Origin of the sequence: Tannerella forsythia (genome assembly GCF_001006485.1) — a bacterium.
Taxonomy (GTDB): domain Bacteria; phylum Bacteroidota; class Bacteroidia; order Bacteroidales; family Tannerellaceae; genus Tannerella; species Tannerella forsythia.
Map to the genome: position 1 here is coordinate 1 of NZ_JUET01000122.1, position 17,836 is coordinate 17,836.

Genomic DNA, 17,836 nt, shown 5'->3' on the forward strand with positions numbered 1-17,836 from the left:
AAATTTTTTTCCTCCAAGATAGTAAAATTGTGGCTAAGAACACGCAGAGGAGGGGACAGAAAACAGAGCGTCGGCCTTGTGTTTTTATCTGCCCGGTGTAAAATCTCGAGGATTTTATCTAAATTTGCGAGCAAAAATCAGAGCTATGTTTGAAAATTTAAGTGACCGGTTAGAACGCTCGTTTAAGCTGTTGAAAGGTGAAGGCAAAATTTCCGAGTTAAATGTGGCGGAAACGCTGAAAGATGTACGTCGGGCCTTGTTGGATGCCGATGTCAATTATAAAGTAGCCAAACAGTTTACCGACACAGTGAAGGCAAAGGCGATGGGGCAGGATGTACTCACCTCGTTGAAACCCGGCCAGTTGATGGTTAAAATCGTCCATGATGAACTGGCCACCTTAATGGGTGGTACTGCGGCGGAATTTAATCTGACGGGGTCGCCTTCGGTGATCCTTATGGCCGGTTTGCAAGGCTCGGGTAAGACGACCTTCTCCGGTAAGCTGGCCAATATGCTGAAGAGCAAAAGAGGGAAAAATCCATTACTGGTAGCCTGCGACGTATATCGTCCTGCAGCCATCGACCAGTTGTATGTTTTAGGTGAGCAGATAGGTGTACCGGTATACTCGGAACGAGAAAATAAGAACCCGGTCGACATTGCGCTTCACGCCATTTTAGAGGCAAAGAAGACGGGGCGTGACTTAGTCATTGTCGATACAGCCGGCCGTCTGGCCATTGACGAGCAGATGATGGCAGAGATTGCAGCGATCAAAAAAGCGATCCGGCCGAATGAAATTTTGTTTGTTGTCGACTCCATGACCGGACAGGATGCCGTGAATACGGCTAAGGAGTTTAATGACCGACTGGACTTTTCGGGTGTGGTGCTTACCAAGCTTGACGGGGATACACGCGGTGGTGCAGCGCTTTCAATACGCACCGTAGTTGACAAGCCGATTAAGTTTATCGGTACCGGCGAAAAAATGGACGCACTTGATGTGTTTCACCCCGAACGAATGGCCGACCGAATTCTCGGTATGGGGGATGTCGTCTCGCTCGTTGAGCGGGCACAAGAGCAATACGACGAAGCGGAAGCACGCCGAATTCAAAAGAAACTTGCCAAGAATCAGTTCGACTTCAATGATTTCCTCGGACAAATCCAACAAATCAAGAAAATGGGTAACCTGAAGGATTTGGCATCCATGATTCCGGGTGTGGGTAAGGCGCTAAAAAATATCGACGTCGATGAGAATGCATTCAAGGGCATTGAAGCCATTATCTATTCAATGACTCCGCAAGAGCGAACGAATCCTTCTATTCTGAACGGTTCGCGCAGACAGCGTATCGCTGCCGGTAGCGGCACGTCGGTACAGGATGTGAACAAGCTGATCAAACAATTTGACGAAACACGTAAGATGATGCGAATGATTACGACCGTCAAGCCGGGCAGCCGGATGATGCGTTCACCTTTTCGCAGATAAAAATAAAAAGTCATGGAAGAACAGGTTTATCAATTAATCGATGGCAAGGCCGTGGCAGCCCAGGCCAAAAAAGAATTAGCTGCCGAAGTAGCAAACATCAAACAGGCGGGAGGGAAAATCCCGCATCTTGCAGCCATATTAGTCGGCCACGACGGGGGTAGCGAGACGTATGTGATGAACAAAGTAAAAAGTTGCGAAGCTATCGGATTCCGGTCGACCCTGATTCGTTGCGAAGCCGATATAACCGAAGAAGAATTACTCCGTAAAGTACAACAGCTGAACGAAGACGACGATGTGGACGGTTTTATCGTACAGCTTCCGTTACCGAAACACATTTCAAGTCATAAGGTGATCGAAGCAATTGACTACCGGAAGGATGTGGATGGCTTCCACCCGATCAATGTCGGACGGATGGCTCTTGGACTGCCTTGTTTCAAGTCTGCTACCCCTGCGGGAATTGTCGAGTTGCTGCGACACTACGAAATCCCGACCAAAGGGAAGCATTGCGTAATTCTGGGGCGCAGTAATATTGTAGGCAAACCGATGGCTACGCTGATGATGCAGAAAGACTATCCAGGCGATTGCACGGTGACGGTCTGCCACAGTCGTTCTGAAAATCTGAAGGAGATGTGTCTGAGTGCCGATATCATCATTGCCGCACTGGGCGTTCCCGAATTTCTGAAAGGAGATATGGTCAAGGATGGAGCCGTTGTGATTGATGTCGGTACCACGCGTGTGCCGAGCAGTGTCACCAAGAGCGGTTACCGCCTGATGGGCGATGTGGCCTTCAACGAAGTAGCTCCGAAGTGCAGCTATATTACGCCTGTTCCCGGTGGAGTAGGCCCGATGACAATCATTTCGCTTATGCGCAACACCTTGTTGGCAAGCACGAAATCGCTTTTCTCTTCAGCAGAGAAATAGTCTTTTCGTTCATCGACTAAAAAAACTGTCTTGAGACAGAGTATTACAAAGATTCTGCTCTTCAGGAACACATAAGGCAGACATCTGAAAGAGAAAGAGGCAGGCCGTTTTTTGAAAAAAGAAATACGAGCCTGCCTTGCTATTCGAAGCGGATCGTCTTGGCCGGACTGATCTTGGTGATCAGGTACGAAGGAGCAAGCATCATCAAGAGTGAAACAACGGAGGCTCCGAGATTAATCAGCAACCATGAGCCCAGTGTCAGATGAATCGGAACGGCATCAAGGTAATACACGGAGGGATCAAGAGACAGCGGTCGGAAAAAGGATTGTATCCAACAGAGCGCCAACCCGATGATATTTCCCCAGAGCATCCCTTTGCCGATCAGAAAAGCCGAGATATACAGAAAAACGCGCCGCAGGCTGCGGTCTTGCTGACCGAGCGCTTTCAGAATGCCGATCATGTTGGTACGTTCAAGGATGATGATCAGCAGCCCCGAAATCATCGTAAAGCCCGATACGGCCATCATCAGTACAAGGATCACCGCAACATTCAGGTCAAGCACATCAAGCCAACTGAATATCATCGGATTCAGTTCTTTGATAGAACGAACATAAAAAATATTCCCTTTACGGTCACGACGATTGAGTAGCCGATCATCGACAGCAGCAGCCACCTCATCAAGATCGTCGTAATCATCGACCTGCAATTCCAGTCCACTGACAGCGTCAGCCTCCCATCCGTTCAGGCGACGGATATGCTTGATATCGGTCAAGACAAACAGTTTATCGTAATCCGTAAAACCGGTATCGTAGATGCCACAGATACGGAATTTACGCGCCCTTACCTCGTCCTGCACGAAGTAGGCATGAAACGAGTCGCCGCAACGTAGGCGAAGCATATCGGCCAGTTGTTGTGAGATCAGCACATCGTTCGTCACCTTTCCCGTATCAATACTGAAGAGCTCTCCTTCCTTCAGATGCTTCCCGAAAAATGTCCAGTCATATTCCACATCGACGCCCTTGAGAACGATACCTTGAAAATCCGTTTCAGTCTTAAGGATACCCGGTTTGGTAGCGAATGTCTCAACATGGCGGATACCCGACAGAGCGCTCAGGAGAGACTTCAAACTGTCACCGACAAAAATCGGCGCTGTTTCATACGACGAATTGCTGTCGAAGTTAGAAACCCGGATATGCGATCCGAAACCGACCATTTTATTACGCACTTCCTGCTTGAACCCTACCACGATCGCCACCGAGAGGATCATCATAGCCACACCCAATGCAATACCGGCTACAGCAATACGCACAGCCGGCGGGGTGACTCGTCTGCTGTCACCTCTTTCTTTCGAGAAATGAATGCGTCGAGCAATAAACAGTTCAAAATTCATCTTTCACGCCAACGATATATTCCCTTTTTTGTATATCTTCATATTCCATTCCTAACCTATACCGCACGCCATATTTGGCGGTACGTATCCAACGCACGGGCCAAAACATCAAGCGCCTTGGCCAGTTCTTCTTTTTTTAAGACATAGGCAATACGCACTTCGTTTCGTCCATAGCCGGGTGTCACATAAAAGCCCGAAGCCGGAGCCATCATCACTGTTTGTTTCTCATAAGCGAAATCGCTCAAACACCATGCGCAAAACGTGTCGGCATCGTCGATCGGAAGTTTGGCCACCGTATAAAATGCCCCCATCGGAAGAGGTGAATAACAGCCCGGTATACGGTTCAAACCCTCAACAAGAAAGTTACGCCGCTGCAAATATTCGTCATAAACGGCACGCATATATTCCTCAGGCGTATCGATAGAGGCTTCGGCAACGATTTGTCCGAGAAGCGGAGGGCTGAGCCGTGCCTGACACCATTTCATCACGCTCTTCTTCACTTGCGCATTCTTCGTAACCAAGACGCCGACACGAATACCGCATTCACTGTAACGCTTCGACACCGAATCAAGCATGACCACATGCTGCTCAAGCCCTTCAAGATGGAAAGACGACACATAAGGCGCATCTGTATAGCAAAACTCACGATATACTTCGTCCGCAAACAGAAATATATTATATTTTCGGACAAGTTCGCTCAAACGACACATCTCTTCTGCCGTATAAAGATAGCCCGTCGGATTGTTCGGGTTACAGATCATAACCGCTTTTGTGCGAGGCGTGATCATCTCTTCAAACTTATCGATCGACGGCAAAGCAAACCCGTCTTCGATCGACGAAGGTACAGCCTTCACCACGACGCCGCACGATATGGCAAACGACATGTAATTCGCATACGCCGGTTCGGGGATCAGCAACTCATCGCCCGGATTCAGGCAAGCCAGAAAGGCGAAATTCACAGCCTCCGATGCTCCCGCCGTAACGATAATATCATCCGTATCGACCATGATGCCGAAACGGTGATAATAGGTCACCATTTTTTTACGAAAACTGAGCAACCCTTCGCTCGGACTGTATTCCAAGACCTCACGATTGACATGACGCATGGCATCAAGCCCTACTTCCGGTGTTCGGATATCCGGCTGCCCGATGTTGAGATGATAGACTTTGATTCCTCTCGCTTTCGCTTCATTGGCTAACGGAACTAATTTCCGTATCGGCGATTCGGGCATGTTGATCCCGCGTTGTGATATTACCGGCATTTCTTTTCTTTCTTTGTAAGTTCGATGCAAACATAAATAAAAAAGCCGAGATTTTTATCTGTCAGTCCATAAAAATCAAAACCGGAGCATGCTATCGGTAATGAACGTTTTTCAAGCATAACGCTTGATTGAATCACGAACTTATCCTTATGAAAATACTCCCCACCTTGCATTAGTTCTCAAACAAGTTCTCGAACAAATACAAACCGGTCGCGAAATTATGCCGATTTTTTTAATGTATTCTATACGGAAAGTCGTTTTTTTTACTTACGTTTGCATGTTAACAATAAAAAATAAAACAGTAAAAACATGATAGATTTAGCGATTATCGGAGGCGGACCGGCCGGATATGTAGCCGCAGAACGCGCAGCTGCGAGAGGACTTGACGTAACATTGTTCGAAAAGAAAGATCTGGGCGGTGTCTGCCTGAACGAAGGATGTATTCCGACAAAGACATTACTCTACAGTGCAAAGGTGTACGATTATGCCAAGCACGGTGACAAGTACGGCGTCTATGCTCCGGATGCGACATTCGACTTCGGCAAAATCATTGCCCGCAAGAACAAAACGGTACGTAAACTGGTGGCCGGCATCAATTCCACGATGAAAGCGCACAACATACAGGTCGTAAAAGGAGAAGCACACATCAAGGGACGCACGGAAGAAGCCATTGAGATTCATTGCAACGACGAAACGTTTCAAACTAAAAATCTATTGCTGTGCACCGGCTCGGAGGCTTTTATCCCCCCTATCCCCGGAGTCGAAGAAGCCGGAGACCGCGTCGTAACAAACCGCGAGATTCTGGCTATGAAAGAGCAACCCTCCTCGCTCGTCATCATCGGAGGCGGTGTGATCGGCATGGAGTTTGCAAGCCTGTACAACAGCCTCGGTTCCGAGGTTACGGTTATCGAGATGCTACCCGAGATACTGGGCGGATTAGACAGTGAGATCAGTGCGATGTTGCGTGACATCTATACGAAAAAAGGTATTCGCTTCCACCTCTCGTGCAAGGTAACAGAGATCAGAGACAACGAAGTGATTTTTATGGATTCCGAAGGTGCGCAGGGATCCGTTACAGGAGAGAAGATTCTGATGAGCGTCGGCCGACGGGCTGTCACGACAGGGTTCGGACTGGAGACGTTAGGCGTAGAAACAGAGCGCGGAGCTGTCAAAGTCGATGCCAAGATGCGGACAAACGTACCGAATGTCTACGCAGCCGGCGATATCACAGGGTTCTCGATGTTGGCCCACACAGCCAGTCGCGAAGGCGAAGTGGTGGTCAACAACCTCACCGGACTGGAAGATGAGATGCGTTATCACGCTATTCCCGGTATCGTCTACACCAATCCTGAAGTCGCGACGGTCGGTCTGACCGAAGAACAAGCCCGACATAAAGGCATCGAATACGGGGTTGCCAAGCTCCCGATGACTTATTCCGGTCGTTTTGTGGCAGAAAATGAAGGAGCGACCGGACTCTGCAAAGTGCTTTTCAGCCCTCAGCGGAAGATACTGGGCGTTCATCTATTGGGCAATCCTTGCAGTGAAATGATTCATGGTGCATGCATGGCCATCGAGCAGGGAATGACGGTTGAGGCACTTCAAAAAGTCGTATTCCCCCACCCCACCGTATCGGAGATATTCAAAGAAACATTATTTACAATAAAGTAACCATGAAAAATACACCGATAAACTACGATACCGCACAACGTGTGATTGACCGTTATCAATTACAGGATTTCGGTAAGGCGACCATCCGTGAAGTAGTAGCCATCTCCAACCAACTGGAGCAGGAAACCGGCATCGAATTTATTCACATGGAGATGGGTGTTCCGGGATTACGGCCGGCACAAGTCGGCACAGACGCCGAAATCGAAGCCTTACAAAAAGGCATTGCCGCTATCTACCCCGATATCAACGGACTGAAAGCGCTCAAAGAGGAAACCTCTCGCTTTATCAAAGCTTTTATCGATATCGATCTCTCTCCCGAAGGATGCGTACCGGTGACCGGCTCCATGCAGGGCACGTTCGCCTCTTTCCTTACGTGCGGACAGTGCAACCCTACAAAAGACACGATCCTGTTCATCGATCCGGGCTTCCCCGTTCAAAAACAGCAGATCGCAGTCATGGGCTATCGGTATGCCTCATTCGATGTTTACGAACATCGGGGAGAGAAACTCGCGGAAATATTGGAAAAATACTTGTCGCAAGGAAATATTGCAGCTTTCGTCTATTCAAACCCGAACAACCCGGCATGGTTCTGTCTGACGGATAACGAACTGAATACGATCGGCCAAATAGCAACGAAATACGATGTGATTGTCATCGAAGACCTTGCCTATTTTGCCATGGATTTCCGCAAAGACCTCGGCACACCGTTCCAACCGCCTTTCCAGCCCAGTGTCGCTCACTATACCGACCATTACATGCTGCAAATCTCCGGATCGAAAGCGTTCAGTTACGCAGGACAGCGCATTGGAGTAACGGCAATCTCCGACAAACTATATCATCGGACTTATGAGGGACTGACCCAACGGTACGGGAGCGGAACATTCGGAACGGTCTATATCCATCGCGTGCTCTACGCGCTTTCTTCGGGAACCAGCCACTCGGCGCAATACGCGCTCGCCGCAATGTTGAAAGCCGCATCGGACGGCACGTTCAACTTTGTCAACGAAGTCAAAGAGTACGGACGACGGGCTGCCAAACTTAAACGGATTTTCACCCGTTACGGTTTCAAAATCGTGTACGATCATGATCTGGACGAGCCTGTCGCCGATGGATTCTATTTTACGATCGGTTATCCGGGCATGACCGGAAGTCAACTGATGGAAGAGTTCATTTGTTACGGTATCAGCGCTATTTCGCTCGCAACTACGGGAAGTCGGCAGGAAGGATTACGGGCATGTACCTCTTTTATCAAGCCACATCAATATGAGTTACTTGAAGAACGGTTAAAAATATTCGATGAAAATCATACGGCGTAACAACACGCAATCTGTTATTCTTTTTTAACAACAAAAAATCTCTTTTTTTCTTGTTCTTCTTAAAAATACATCTTATATTGCCCACCGAAATTGAGGATTATTCGTAATTGTAACAATGGCTCAATATAAAGACATCTTCAAAATCAAGCATAACGACTTGCGACCGGAAAAAGGAAAAATTCTGATTTCCGAGCCGTTCTTGCAGGACGCTTATTTCCAGCGTTCCGTAGTCTTACTAGTCGAACACGATCACAACGGTTCGATGGGATTCGTGGTAAATAAACCGACCGGCCTGATTGTAAATGATTTTTTTCCGGAGCTGAAAAAGTTTCCGATTCTTCCTATTTATCTTGGCGGGCCTGTCAGTTCGAATCGATTATTTTTTATCCATTCGCTCGGCCCGGTTATTCCGGACAGCGTGAAGATCGAAGAGAATCTATATTTTGACGGCGATTTCGAGGCGTTAAAGCGTTACATGCTTAGTGGTAACCCTTTCAACGAGCGTATAAAATTCTTTTTAGGTTACTCCGGTTGGACTAAAAACCAATTAGACGGTGAAATTGTACGCGATTCATGGTTAGTCAGCCATTCATCCGACCGCAGCCTGATGCTTGCGCATGACGATTCGTTCTGGACGCGTTCCGTCGAGCTTCTCGGTCGCCCGTATGAAACGTGGATCAACTACCCCAAAAACCCAGAGATGAATTGATGGCAAATTACGCGATACGCCGTTCGGCGTAAACTACGATAACAATAAACCATTAACAATTATTACGTCAGGCTTACAGCCCTGTGAGGGGGGAGTGATTTTTTTTCTTCCAACGCTTCGCATTGGGCTGAATGAACACACCCTTTCAAGGCTTAGAAGAGTTAGTCAGCCCTTAGCGTTCAGCCAACAAATCAACAACTAAACAAATCAACAACTAAACCAATCAACAACTAAACGAACGAGGGGCTTACAAGGGCTGAAAGTCCGATTTATTTCACATTCCCGAAGCAGAGAACCTATGCCTTTTCCAGTGCTTGTTGCACATCGGCGAGGATATCGTCGATATCTTCGATTCCGACCGAGAAACGTATCAGATCGGGAGCTACCCCTGCGGCAACCAACTGCTCGTCGCTAAGCTGACGATGCGTATGGCTGGCAGGATGCAGCACGCACGAACGCACATCGGCTACATGGGTTACGATGGATACGAGCCGAAGAGCATCCATGAAACGGATTGCATGATCACGTCCACCCTTGAGACCCAACGTAAGCATCCCGCATGATCCTTCGGGCAGATATTTGCGAGCCAGCGTATGATATTTATTTTCGGGCAGTCCGCAGTAATTCACCCATGCCACTTTCGGATGTCCGGCGAGGTATTCGGCTACGGCTTGTGCGTTCGAGCAATGGCGAGGTATACGCAAGTGAAGCGTTTCGAGGCCAATATTCAGCAGGAAAGCATTCATCGGCGAAGCGGTTGATCCGAAGTCGCGCATCAACTGTACCGTTGCTTTGACGAGATAAGCTGTTTTTCCGAATTTTTCCGTATAAACAATGCCGTGATACGAAGGATCGGGCGTGGTCAGGCCGGGAAATTGGTCTTTGTGAGCGCTCCAGTCGAAATTTCCACTGTCGATGATGGCCCCCCCGACAGCTGTTGCATGACCGTCCATATATTTCGTTGTCGAGTGGACGACGATATCCGCTCCCCATTCGATAGGGCGGCAGCTGATGGGTGTGGCGAGCGTATTATCGACAACCAGCGGCACTCCGTGGCTATGTGCCATACGTGCAAATCGCTCGATGTCGAGCACCGCTCCGGCCGGGTTAGCCAGCGTCTCGCCAAAAACGGCTTTCGTATTCGGACGGAACGCTTTTTCAATCTCTTCGTCCGTCGTCTCCTGATCGATAAATGTCACATCGACCCCCATCTTTTTCATTGTCACGCCGAGCAGGTTGAATGTTCCCCCGTAAATCTTGGAGGTACAAATAAGATGGCCGCCCGTTTCACAGATATTGAACAGCGCATAAAACACTGCCGCCTGTCCGGACGAAGTAAGCATGGCGGCCATACCGCCTTCAAGCGAAGCGATTTTGGCAGCTACACTTTCGTTCGTCGGATTTTGCAGACGGGTATAAAAAAATCCGGAAGCCTCGAGATCGAACAGTTTGCCCATCTCATCACTCGTTTCATATTTGAATGTCGTACTTTGATAGATCGGCAATACACGAGGTTCGCCGTTTTTAGGCTGCCAGCCTCCCTGCACACAGACCGTACCTTGTTTTTGTTTCTTCATCTTTACTTTGATTGTTTGTTATTCGAGGGGCAAAGATAGAAAATTCAGATACATCAGACTATTTAAACGATATCCATCGAATAATTTCTTTCAGGTTCGGTTTCTTGCCGTACATCAGAATACCGATACGATAGATCTTGGCCGAGAACCACGTCAGACCGATGGCGGAGGCAAACAGCAAAGAAACAGAAAGCAGCATTTGCCAGAGTGGCGTTTCATAAGGGATGCGCATCATCATAACCACCGGCGATGTGAACGGGATCATGGAGCACCAGAAAGCCAGCGGGCCGTCGGGGTTCTCGATGCTGTAAATACCGGCATACAAAGCAAAGGCAAGGATCATGATGACAGGTGTCATGAACTGCTGAGAATCTTCGGGATGATCAATTACGGAACCGATGGCCGCAAAGAGCGAGGCATACAGCAGATACCCTCCGAAGAAATATATGACAAAGAAAAGCAAGATTTCGGTGAAGTTGAACGATTGCAGTTTAGCCATCCACTCGCCCATCTCGCCGGCAGCAGCCGTGCCTCCCTGCTGCATCGCCGCGGCGGCGTCGGCTCCTGCACCGAAGAAGAGGCCGATCAACGTGACACCGACTATTGTAAGAATCGTCCAGAGAAAAAGTTGGGTCAGTCCGACAAGACCGATACCGATGATTTTACCCATCATAAGATCGAACGGACGGACGGACGATACCATGATCTCCACGATGCGGTTCGTCTTTTCTTCCGAAACGCCCTGCAGCACCATCGAACCGTACATAATAATAAATGTATAGACCGTTATTGTGAAAAGGATGCCGATGGCATAAGCCAACGAAACAGACGACTGGCTCTCGCGGCCGTCGTCACTCAGTTTGATGGTTTGCACCTGAAACCGTATCTGACTCTCGCGAATGATTTCTTCCAGCCCCGGTATTTGATACGACGCGATTTTATCGCTCTCGATTTGTTTGCGCAACGTTTCATTCACGATGCGCGACAAAGATTCGGGTATCTGCTTGTGCGAATAAAGAGCGGCCGCCTGAGGATGTTCCAACAGATCGTCGGTAATCGTGAGCGTAGCAAACACCTCCTTCATCTCCGGCGACGATGCCGGTGCAGATACTTTTCCGTCGAAAAAGCGGTAATTGTCGATCTCTTTGAACAACGACACATATTTGCCCGTATCGTCGATGACAGACACATGAAATATCTCGCTGCTCTTGATGGACGACAGCCAGAGCGGTACGAAAATCAGTGCGATCATCAGTAAAGGGGTCAGAAGCGTCAGCAGGACGAACGATTTTTTTCTGACCCGACGAATGTATTCCCGTTTGATAATTAATCCTATGCTATTCATGACGGTTGCGATGTGTGTTGTGTGACGGTACGGATAAAAATATCATTCATCGACGGCAGCACCTCGTTGAACGAATGTATGTCATGCTGTTGCGCCAAGGCAGCCAGCAGCGATGAGTTACCGACGCCTTCGGCCTTCCGGATGTGCACCTCGGTATGTCCGTGCATGATCTTCTCGGAAAGCACGGTGAACAATCCCGGTACAGACGCGAGGGGCCGCCCGCCGGCAACGGCTATGCGGAAAATATTCTCCTTGAAACGCTCGCGCACTTCGTGAATATCACCCGAGAGGACGACATGCGAACGGTCGATCAGCGCAATCTCGTCGCATATCTCTTCGACCGACGGCATGTTATGCGTCGAGAAAATCAGCGTCCTCCCCTCCTCTTTCAGTTGCAGCATCTCCTGCTTCAGCCGTTCGGCATTGACGGGGTCAAAACCGCTGAACGGCTCGTCGAAGATCAGCAAGGCCGGTTCGTGCACAACCGTGATGATAAACTGCACCTTCTGCTGCATCCCTTTCGAGAGCTCTTCGAGTTTACGGTTCCACCACGGCATGATGTCGAATTTCTCGAACCATGCGGTCAGTCGCCTGTTCGCGTCGCGGCTGCTCAACCCTTTGAGACGGGCAAAATAAACGGCCTGCTCACCCACCTTCATTTTCTTATACAGTCCGCGTTCTTCGGGCAAGTACCCGATCCGATAGATATCCTCGTATGTCGAAGGCCTTCCGTCGAAACGCACCAGCCCGCTATCCGGGGCAGTGATACGATTAATGATCCGGATCAGCGTTGTTTTACCGGCACCGTTCGGACCTAACAACCCGAAGATCTTCCCCTCCGGCACCCGGATGCTGACATCGTCGAGCGCACGATGATTCGCATATTGTTTGACGATATGTTCCGCTTCTATAAAATACATATAAACTACATTTTCAGTATGATTCGTTCTCCCAATTCTTTGCTCAGTGCCAGCTTGATCTCGTTCAGCCGTTTTTGTTCCTTCATCTGCTCGATCGCTTCGTCGATACGTCCTTCGGCCTGCAATTCCTTGATTTTTTTATTGATGCCCGCAATCTGCTGTAACAGGTGAGCGCCTTTGAGGGCGAACAGGTCGCGCACGATCGCTCTTTCTCGCATTTTCATCTGCCGACGGTTCATTTCTTCGCGTTCTTCTTCGGTCGGTTCCGTTGCCGTTTCTTCAGGCGTTTCGTTCCCGAAACCGATCTGATAGATGCTGCCCGCAAGATTCGTAGCCACATACGAAACAGCCGGATCGGGGTGAGACGAGAAATAGCTCTCCGCCTTAAATCCGGGATAACGACACTGATCGACCGCCTCTTCAAGCATCCTGCAAAAGAGAGGCGTAGAAAAAACAAGGTGATCTTTCTGCAATTCTTCGCTGATGTATTCGGCTACACGGATGACGACGCGCTCGCCACTCGCCTCATCCGTATAATCATACAGCACCAACTCGCCTTGCGAGACGACGTAGCGGAGCAGCGCCTCCTCGATGGCTTGGTAAGGCGCAGGAGGCGTGCGTTTTTGTGGCGTCGGCGCAACGGACTGCTTTACGGAATCCGTTTCCGGGGCATGCTCGCCCTCCGAAGCGGGCGCGGGCGACGGCGGCTCTTCCCCTTCCGATGAGGCGGAACGAGCCGATGACGGATCGACGGGCGGCGGCGGAAACGGCGCACGATAAAGCGACGGCGCGCGCCGTCGCTGGGCGCGTATTTTATTCAGTTCGGCCAGCAGCACCGGCTCTTTGATCTCCAACAGATGGCTACACTCTTTGAGGTAAACGGAACGGATGATATTATCCGGTATCACCGCGATGGAATGCAAGATATCCGAGATCAGGGATGCGCGTTTAAGCGGATCATTCCCCGCCTCATCGAGCAGCAGTTGCGTCTTGAAGCGGATAAAATCCGTCTCATGCTCCTGAATATACACCGAAAATTCAAACGCATTGCGCGAACGCGCGAACGAATCCGGGTCCTCGCCGTCGGGCAGCAGCAACACTTTCACGTTCATACCCTCTTCGAGCAGCAGGTCGATCCCTCGAATGGCGGCCTTGATACCGGCCGCGTCGCCGTCGTAAAGCACCGTGATGTTGTTCGTCATCCGGTGAATCAGATGAATCTGGCGTTGCGTGAGCGCCGTCCCCGACGAGGCGACGACATTCTCGATGCCCGACTGATGCATGGAGATCACGTCGGTATATCCTTCGACAAGGAAACATTTGTCGGCCTTTGCAATCGCCTGCTTCGCAAAATACAGGCCGTACAGTTCGTTACTCTTATGATAAATCTCACTCTCGGGCGAGTTGAGATACTTGGCCGTCTTCTTTGTCTGATCAAGAACACGCCCGCCGAATCCCACCACCTTGCCGCTAAGCGTATGAATAGGAAAGATCACGCGTCCGCGAAACCGGTCGCTCCCGCCCCCATCGTCGTAAAACGTAACAAGGCCGGTTTTCTCAAGGTATTCCCTGCGATAGCCTTTGCCGATGGCCGACTGATAGAGGTCGTCGCGCTTCTCGAGGCTGTATCCGAGTTGAAACTTGCGGATCGTCTCGTCGCGAAACCCGCGCTGTACAAAATAAGACAGTCCTGCAACACGTCCCTCTTCATGGTCGAGCAGCCGCGAAGTAAAATGTTTCTGCGCCCAACTGTTGAGGACAAACATGCTCTCACGGTCGCTCTGCGAACGCTTTTCCTCGTCGGTCAACTCACGTTCCCGCACCTCGATATGATACTTTCTGGCCAGAAAACGCAACGCATCCTGATAGCTCAGTTGCTCATGTTTCATGATGAAATAGACAGGCGATCCGCCCTCGCCGCACGCAAAGCATTTGCAAATATTCTTGGCCGGCGAAACATAGAACGAAGGCGTTTTATCGGTATGAAACGGACACAGACCGACGAAGTTCACCCCGCGCTTGCGCAGCGTGACAAACTCCGACACAACATCCACAATGTTTGCCGCTTCCAAAATCCGCTCCCGTGTTATCGCATCAATCACCCGCCTTCTTTTTTTTCGGAAACAAAGGTAAAAAAATTATTGGATTCATTTTATTTCTTGCTCATTGAGATAATCTCGGGCCTTTTCGATAATGAAATTGACAGTTGCCGATCTCATTTTTATCGGCTTTTGAACTATTTTTTGCGCCATTTCCATAGCCTTACTTGTGTTTCTATTCTCTTTATAAATCTCCATCCGGTGATACAGAGGTAAAAATCTGCATGGAATCATATTTCCCGCATACTGATAGATTTGGAGAGCTTTTACCGTATCTCCAAGATGGTAATGATTATCAGCCAATAACATTTGCAAATCATAATCATTGTACTTTTTCTGACATTCGTGAAATACAGCCATGCTTTGCCTATATTGTCCGGCAAAATGAAGTTCAGCTCCATAATTATACAGAAAGTATTCGTTCCATTTCATATCCTGATAAAGTTCTCCATAATTTCGTAGCATTTGTCGAGTTTGTCCCTGCAAAGATTTTACAGCAATATTCTTCCATTCCATCTCATGATTCATTCTTTTGAAAAAAAAAGCAAAAAGCCACAAACATCCAGCCATAATCGGGAAATATATTAACGGAGAAAGCCTTTTATCAGGTAGTTGTTCACAAAATAACGACAGAATAAAATATCCGAGTAATATCCATACCGACACATACTGCAAAGGGTAGGAAAAGCAACATAAGATAATAAATGAGATATAACTCCCCAATAAGACAGGTTTTAACGAATGTACTTTATTATATAACTTTAGAAAGATGAAAATCAGCAACAACAAAATAGACAACAATCCGACAATCCCATAATCTACAGTGATTTTAATAAATTCATTGAAAGGGTGCTTCACATTATCTGCTAATTGTCCGAGTTTTGATTGCGGATTTCGTTCAAAATATCGAGACTGATAGTCCATATAATTTGCCTGAAACCCTTTGTGACCGAAACCTAATATAGGTTTGTCCTTTATCATTTCAGCGGATACTTTCCAAACAAGCAGCCTTCCATTAACAGAATCTTGCTTCCATTGATATAAAAAGAAAACACCTATCGTAAGAAATAGAACAACAACGGTCATTGTGACATAAAAATACCATCCGATGCGAATTTTGGCAAACACCTGATATTCCAAACAGAGAATGAGAACAAGAGAAATAACAGCAGCCAACAATCCCGTTCGAGAACCTGTCAGAATCATTGAAAAGAAAATCAGTCCTGCAGAAAAAAACACGATACGCTGTTCCCATCGTTTGGACCGGATACACCAATATATTCCTATCGGGAAAAGCAACGACAATATCGCAGCAAATCCAGCAGGGTTTTCAAAACTTCCCGTAACGGCAAACGCTTTGTGATGAGATGGATATATTTCGATGTATTGCAAAATGCCGTAAACAGCCTGTATGAGACCTATAAGATATAATCCTTTTATCACATTGACAGAAAACATCTTTCGTATTCCGGACTTTATGCCGGAACTTTGAAAAAAAAGAAAAAAGATTCCGGTCAACACAGTCAACACTGTAAAATAGAATTTGATGGATTCTAGGGTATCGACAAATTTCTCGGAAGTGAGAAATACACTTCCGAGAAAAATAAACAATATTCCTGCTTTGACTTTCATATTAGAGACCTCAGTATTTACTCCTGCTTAAAACGTTCGTCATACCAGATATGTTTGCCCATCAACCGGATATACTCGTCTTGCTTCTTCTTTCCTTCTTCCGTAAAGAAAAACTTGACATCCATCGTTGCACGATTTCTCTTATAGATAAACATGCTTGAACAATACGGATATTTTCCCTTCCGCATCTTTTCCAATGATTCTTCCGTAAAATAAACGGAATCGGCATGAGGTAAATCATAGAGATAAACGGAATCGGCATTAAACATATCGCGTGCACGCTTGCCCGAAATGATCGTCACGTAGTCATCGAAATCAACCCGGGTCGTGTCATCATTCCGACTGACAGGACTTATAAACAATCCCAAGGCGTTTCGCAGTTCTGCCATAATTTGAGCGCGAGGATACATGCTGTTATTATCTTCGAACTTAGGTTCGGAAGTTGTCGTATCTCTGTTCCCTACCCGCTCCATCAAAAAACATATTTTAGCTCTTTCGATATCTTCCTTAGAGGAATACATCGGACGTGCCAAATACATTATTATACAGTCTTTCTCCAGAGAGTTAAACATCGGACCATAAATATTACCACTTCCTCCTGAACGATTATAATGAGCCATCCATCCGACATAATACTGATTAAGATCAGTAAAACCATCCGGAGTTTTGGTCTCAATACCGAACCCTTTCTTCAAAAATTCGGTATAAGCCGAAAGATTTTTCTCATACCAATTCGTTACTTGGGCAGATAGATTCATGGAGAAAAAAAATGCACAAAATATCATCTTCATGTAATTATTCATGGCTTTATATATATTATGGGGGTATTGTTAAACACATATAGCTAGCTCGTTGTTTAGTTTTAGAAAAAGTAATTTTAGGGATTTTTCTATCATATGTTTTGCCTTACTATAACACTTCCCTTTTCGTTTGAACCTTGCTAAATAATGCCTTATTCTGCTATTATAACCTTCGACTGTATAAGTTTCTGCCTTCGTTTGAATGTGTTTTACATTAGGAAGAAATTCCTTATAGCTCTTCCAATAGTCAGAATAATACACAGATGCAGGAATGTTTTTTATCTTCTTCCAAAGCTTCATCCCTGTATCTGTGCTTCTGTCCCCACAGACAAAAGAGATAAATCGTTTTCCAAATCGATCAACAGCAATCCATACCCAACAGTAGTTTTTTTTGAACCTATATATGTGTGCATCTCATCTAATTCAACAACTGAAACAGGTTCCTCTTTTTGTGGTAAAGCCACCCTTTCACCCCATTCTTTTACCCAATAGTAAACAATTGTATGACTTATTTTCAATATGCGTCCGATTGCTCTAAAACCTAAGCCCTCCAAGTACATCTCCAAAGCTAATCTACGAGTAGCAGCTGATTTTGTATTAGATTTCTGTTGAACAGTATAACGATAATGACAATCTTTACAATAATGGCGCTGACGACCACCGACAATGCCATCTTTACGATGATTTATGCTTCCACATCTTGGACAATCCATAGTTTTTTAC

The 17,836-nt window shown here is 47.3% G+C and carries 14 protein-coding genes; 5 read left to right on the forward strand and 9 right to left on the reverse strand.

Translation table 11 applies throughout. The features are described from left to right. Positions 1–145: 145 nt before the first annotated feature. Positions 146–1,474, forward strand: coding sequence for a signal recognition particle protein (gene ffh, locus Tanf_RS11715; RefSeq protein WP_046826004.1), 1,329 nt, complete (start codon positions 146–148; stop codon positions 1,472–1,474). A gap of 12 nt (positions 1,475–1,486) precedes the next feature. Beyond that, complete coding sequence (gene folD, locus Tanf_RS11720; RefSeq protein WP_046826005.1) at positions 1,487–2,395, forward strand: bifunctional methylenetetrahydrofolate dehydrogenase/methenyltetrahydrofolate cyclohydrolase FolD; 909 nt, start codon at positions 1,487–1,489, stop codon at positions 2,393–2,395. Between the two features lie 139 nt (positions 2,396–2,534). Here the strand turns inward: folD and Tanf_RS11725 are convergent, their stop codons facing one another. Continuing rightward, positions 2,535–3,785, reverse strand: a complete 1,251-nt coding sequence (locus Tanf_RS11725; RefSeq protein ID WP_046826006.1) for an ABC transporter permease — start codon at positions 3,783–3,785, stop codon at positions 2,535–2,537. A 56-nt stretch (positions 3,786–3,841) separates the two neighbouring features. Then, a complete protein-coding gene (locus Tanf_RS11730; RefSeq protein WP_046826007.1) occupies positions 3,842–5,047 on the reverse strand; it encodes a pyridoxal phosphate-dependent aminotransferase in 1,206 nt (401 codons plus the stop codon). A 309-nt stretch (positions 5,048–5,356) separates the two neighbouring features. On the opposite strand from Tanf_RS11730, the gene lpdA reads away from it, so the two are divergent. The 3 genes from lpdA to Tanf_RS11750 all read left to right on the forward strand — a co-directional run bounded on the left by lpdA (position 5,357) and on the right by Tanf_RS11750 (position 8,740). Then, a complete protein-coding gene (gene lpdA / locus Tanf_RS11740; protein WP_046826009.1) occupies positions 5,357–6,715 on the forward strand; it encodes a dihydrolipoyl dehydrogenase in 1,359 nt (452 codons plus the stop codon). 2 nt (positions 6,716–6,717) lie between these two features. Beyond that, positions 6,718–8,031 (forward strand): aminotransferase class I/II-fold pyridoxal phosphate-dependent enzyme, encoded by a 1,314-nt coding sequence (locus tag Tanf_RS11745; protein ID WP_046826010.1) that lies wholly within the window; start codon positions 6,718–6,720, stop codon positions 8,029–8,031. Positions 8,032–8,146: 115 nt separating this feature from the next. Next, a complete protein-coding gene (locus tag Tanf_RS11750; RefSeq protein ID WP_014226165.1) occupies positions 8,147–8,740 on the forward strand; it encodes a YqgE/AlgH family protein in 594 nt (197 codons plus the stop codon). A 296-nt stretch (positions 8,741–9,036) separates the two neighbouring features. On the opposite strand, the gene Tanf_RS11755 is transcribed toward Tanf_RS11750, so the two are convergent. The 7 genes from Tanf_RS11755 to Tanf_RS14490 form a co-directional block, all read right to left on the reverse strand. Next, positions 9,037–10,317 (reverse strand): O-acetylhomoserine aminocarboxypropyltransferase/cysteine synthase family protein, encoded by a 1,281-nt coding sequence (locus Tanf_RS11755; RefSeq protein WP_046826011.1) that lies wholly within the window; start codon positions 10,315–10,317, stop codon positions 9,037–9,039. 58 nt (positions 10,318–10,375) lie between these two features. Continuing rightward, positions 10,376–11,662: an ABC transporter permease gene (locus Tanf_RS11760; RefSeq protein ID WP_014226167.1), complete on the reverse strand. Its 1,287-nt coding sequence runs from the start codon at positions 11,660–11,662 to the stop codon at positions 10,376–10,378. Continuing rightward, positions 11,659–12,582 (reverse strand): ABC transporter ATP-binding protein, encoded by a 924-nt coding sequence (locus tag Tanf_RS11765; RefSeq protein ID WP_046826012.1) that lies wholly within the window; start codon positions 12,580–12,582, stop codon positions 11,659–11,661. Before Tanf_RS11765 ends, Tanf_RS11760 begins: the two co-directional genes overlap by 4 nt. A 5-nt stretch (positions 12,583–12,587) precedes the next feature. Next, positions 12,588–14,684 (reverse strand): DNA primase, encoded by a 2,097-nt coding sequence (gene dnaG, locus Tanf_RS11770; protein ID WP_046826013.1) that lies wholly within the window; start codon positions 14,682–14,684, stop codon positions 12,588–12,590. Between the two features lie 45 nt (positions 14,685–14,729). Then, positions 14,730–16,313, reverse strand: coding sequence for an O-antigen ligase family protein (locus Tanf_RS11775; protein WP_052449107.1), 1,584 nt, complete (start codon positions 16,311–16,313; stop codon positions 14,730–14,732). Positions 16,314–16,330: 17 nt separating this feature from the next. Next, positions 16,331–17,104, reverse strand: coding sequence for a hypothetical protein (locus tag Tanf_RS11780; protein WP_236684441.1), 774 nt, complete (start codon positions 17,102–17,104; stop codon positions 16,331–16,333). A gap of 39 nt (positions 17,105–17,143) precedes the next feature. Further along, positions 17,144–17,826 (reverse strand): IS1 family transposase gene (locus tag Tanf_RS14490; protein WP_369057636.1). Its coding sequence is split into 2 segments (ribosomal slippage): positions 17,144–17,466 and positions 17,466–17,826, totalling 684 coding nucleotides; the frame shifts between segments, so codons are not numbered across the junction. Positions 17,827–17,836 lie beyond the last annotated feature (10 nt).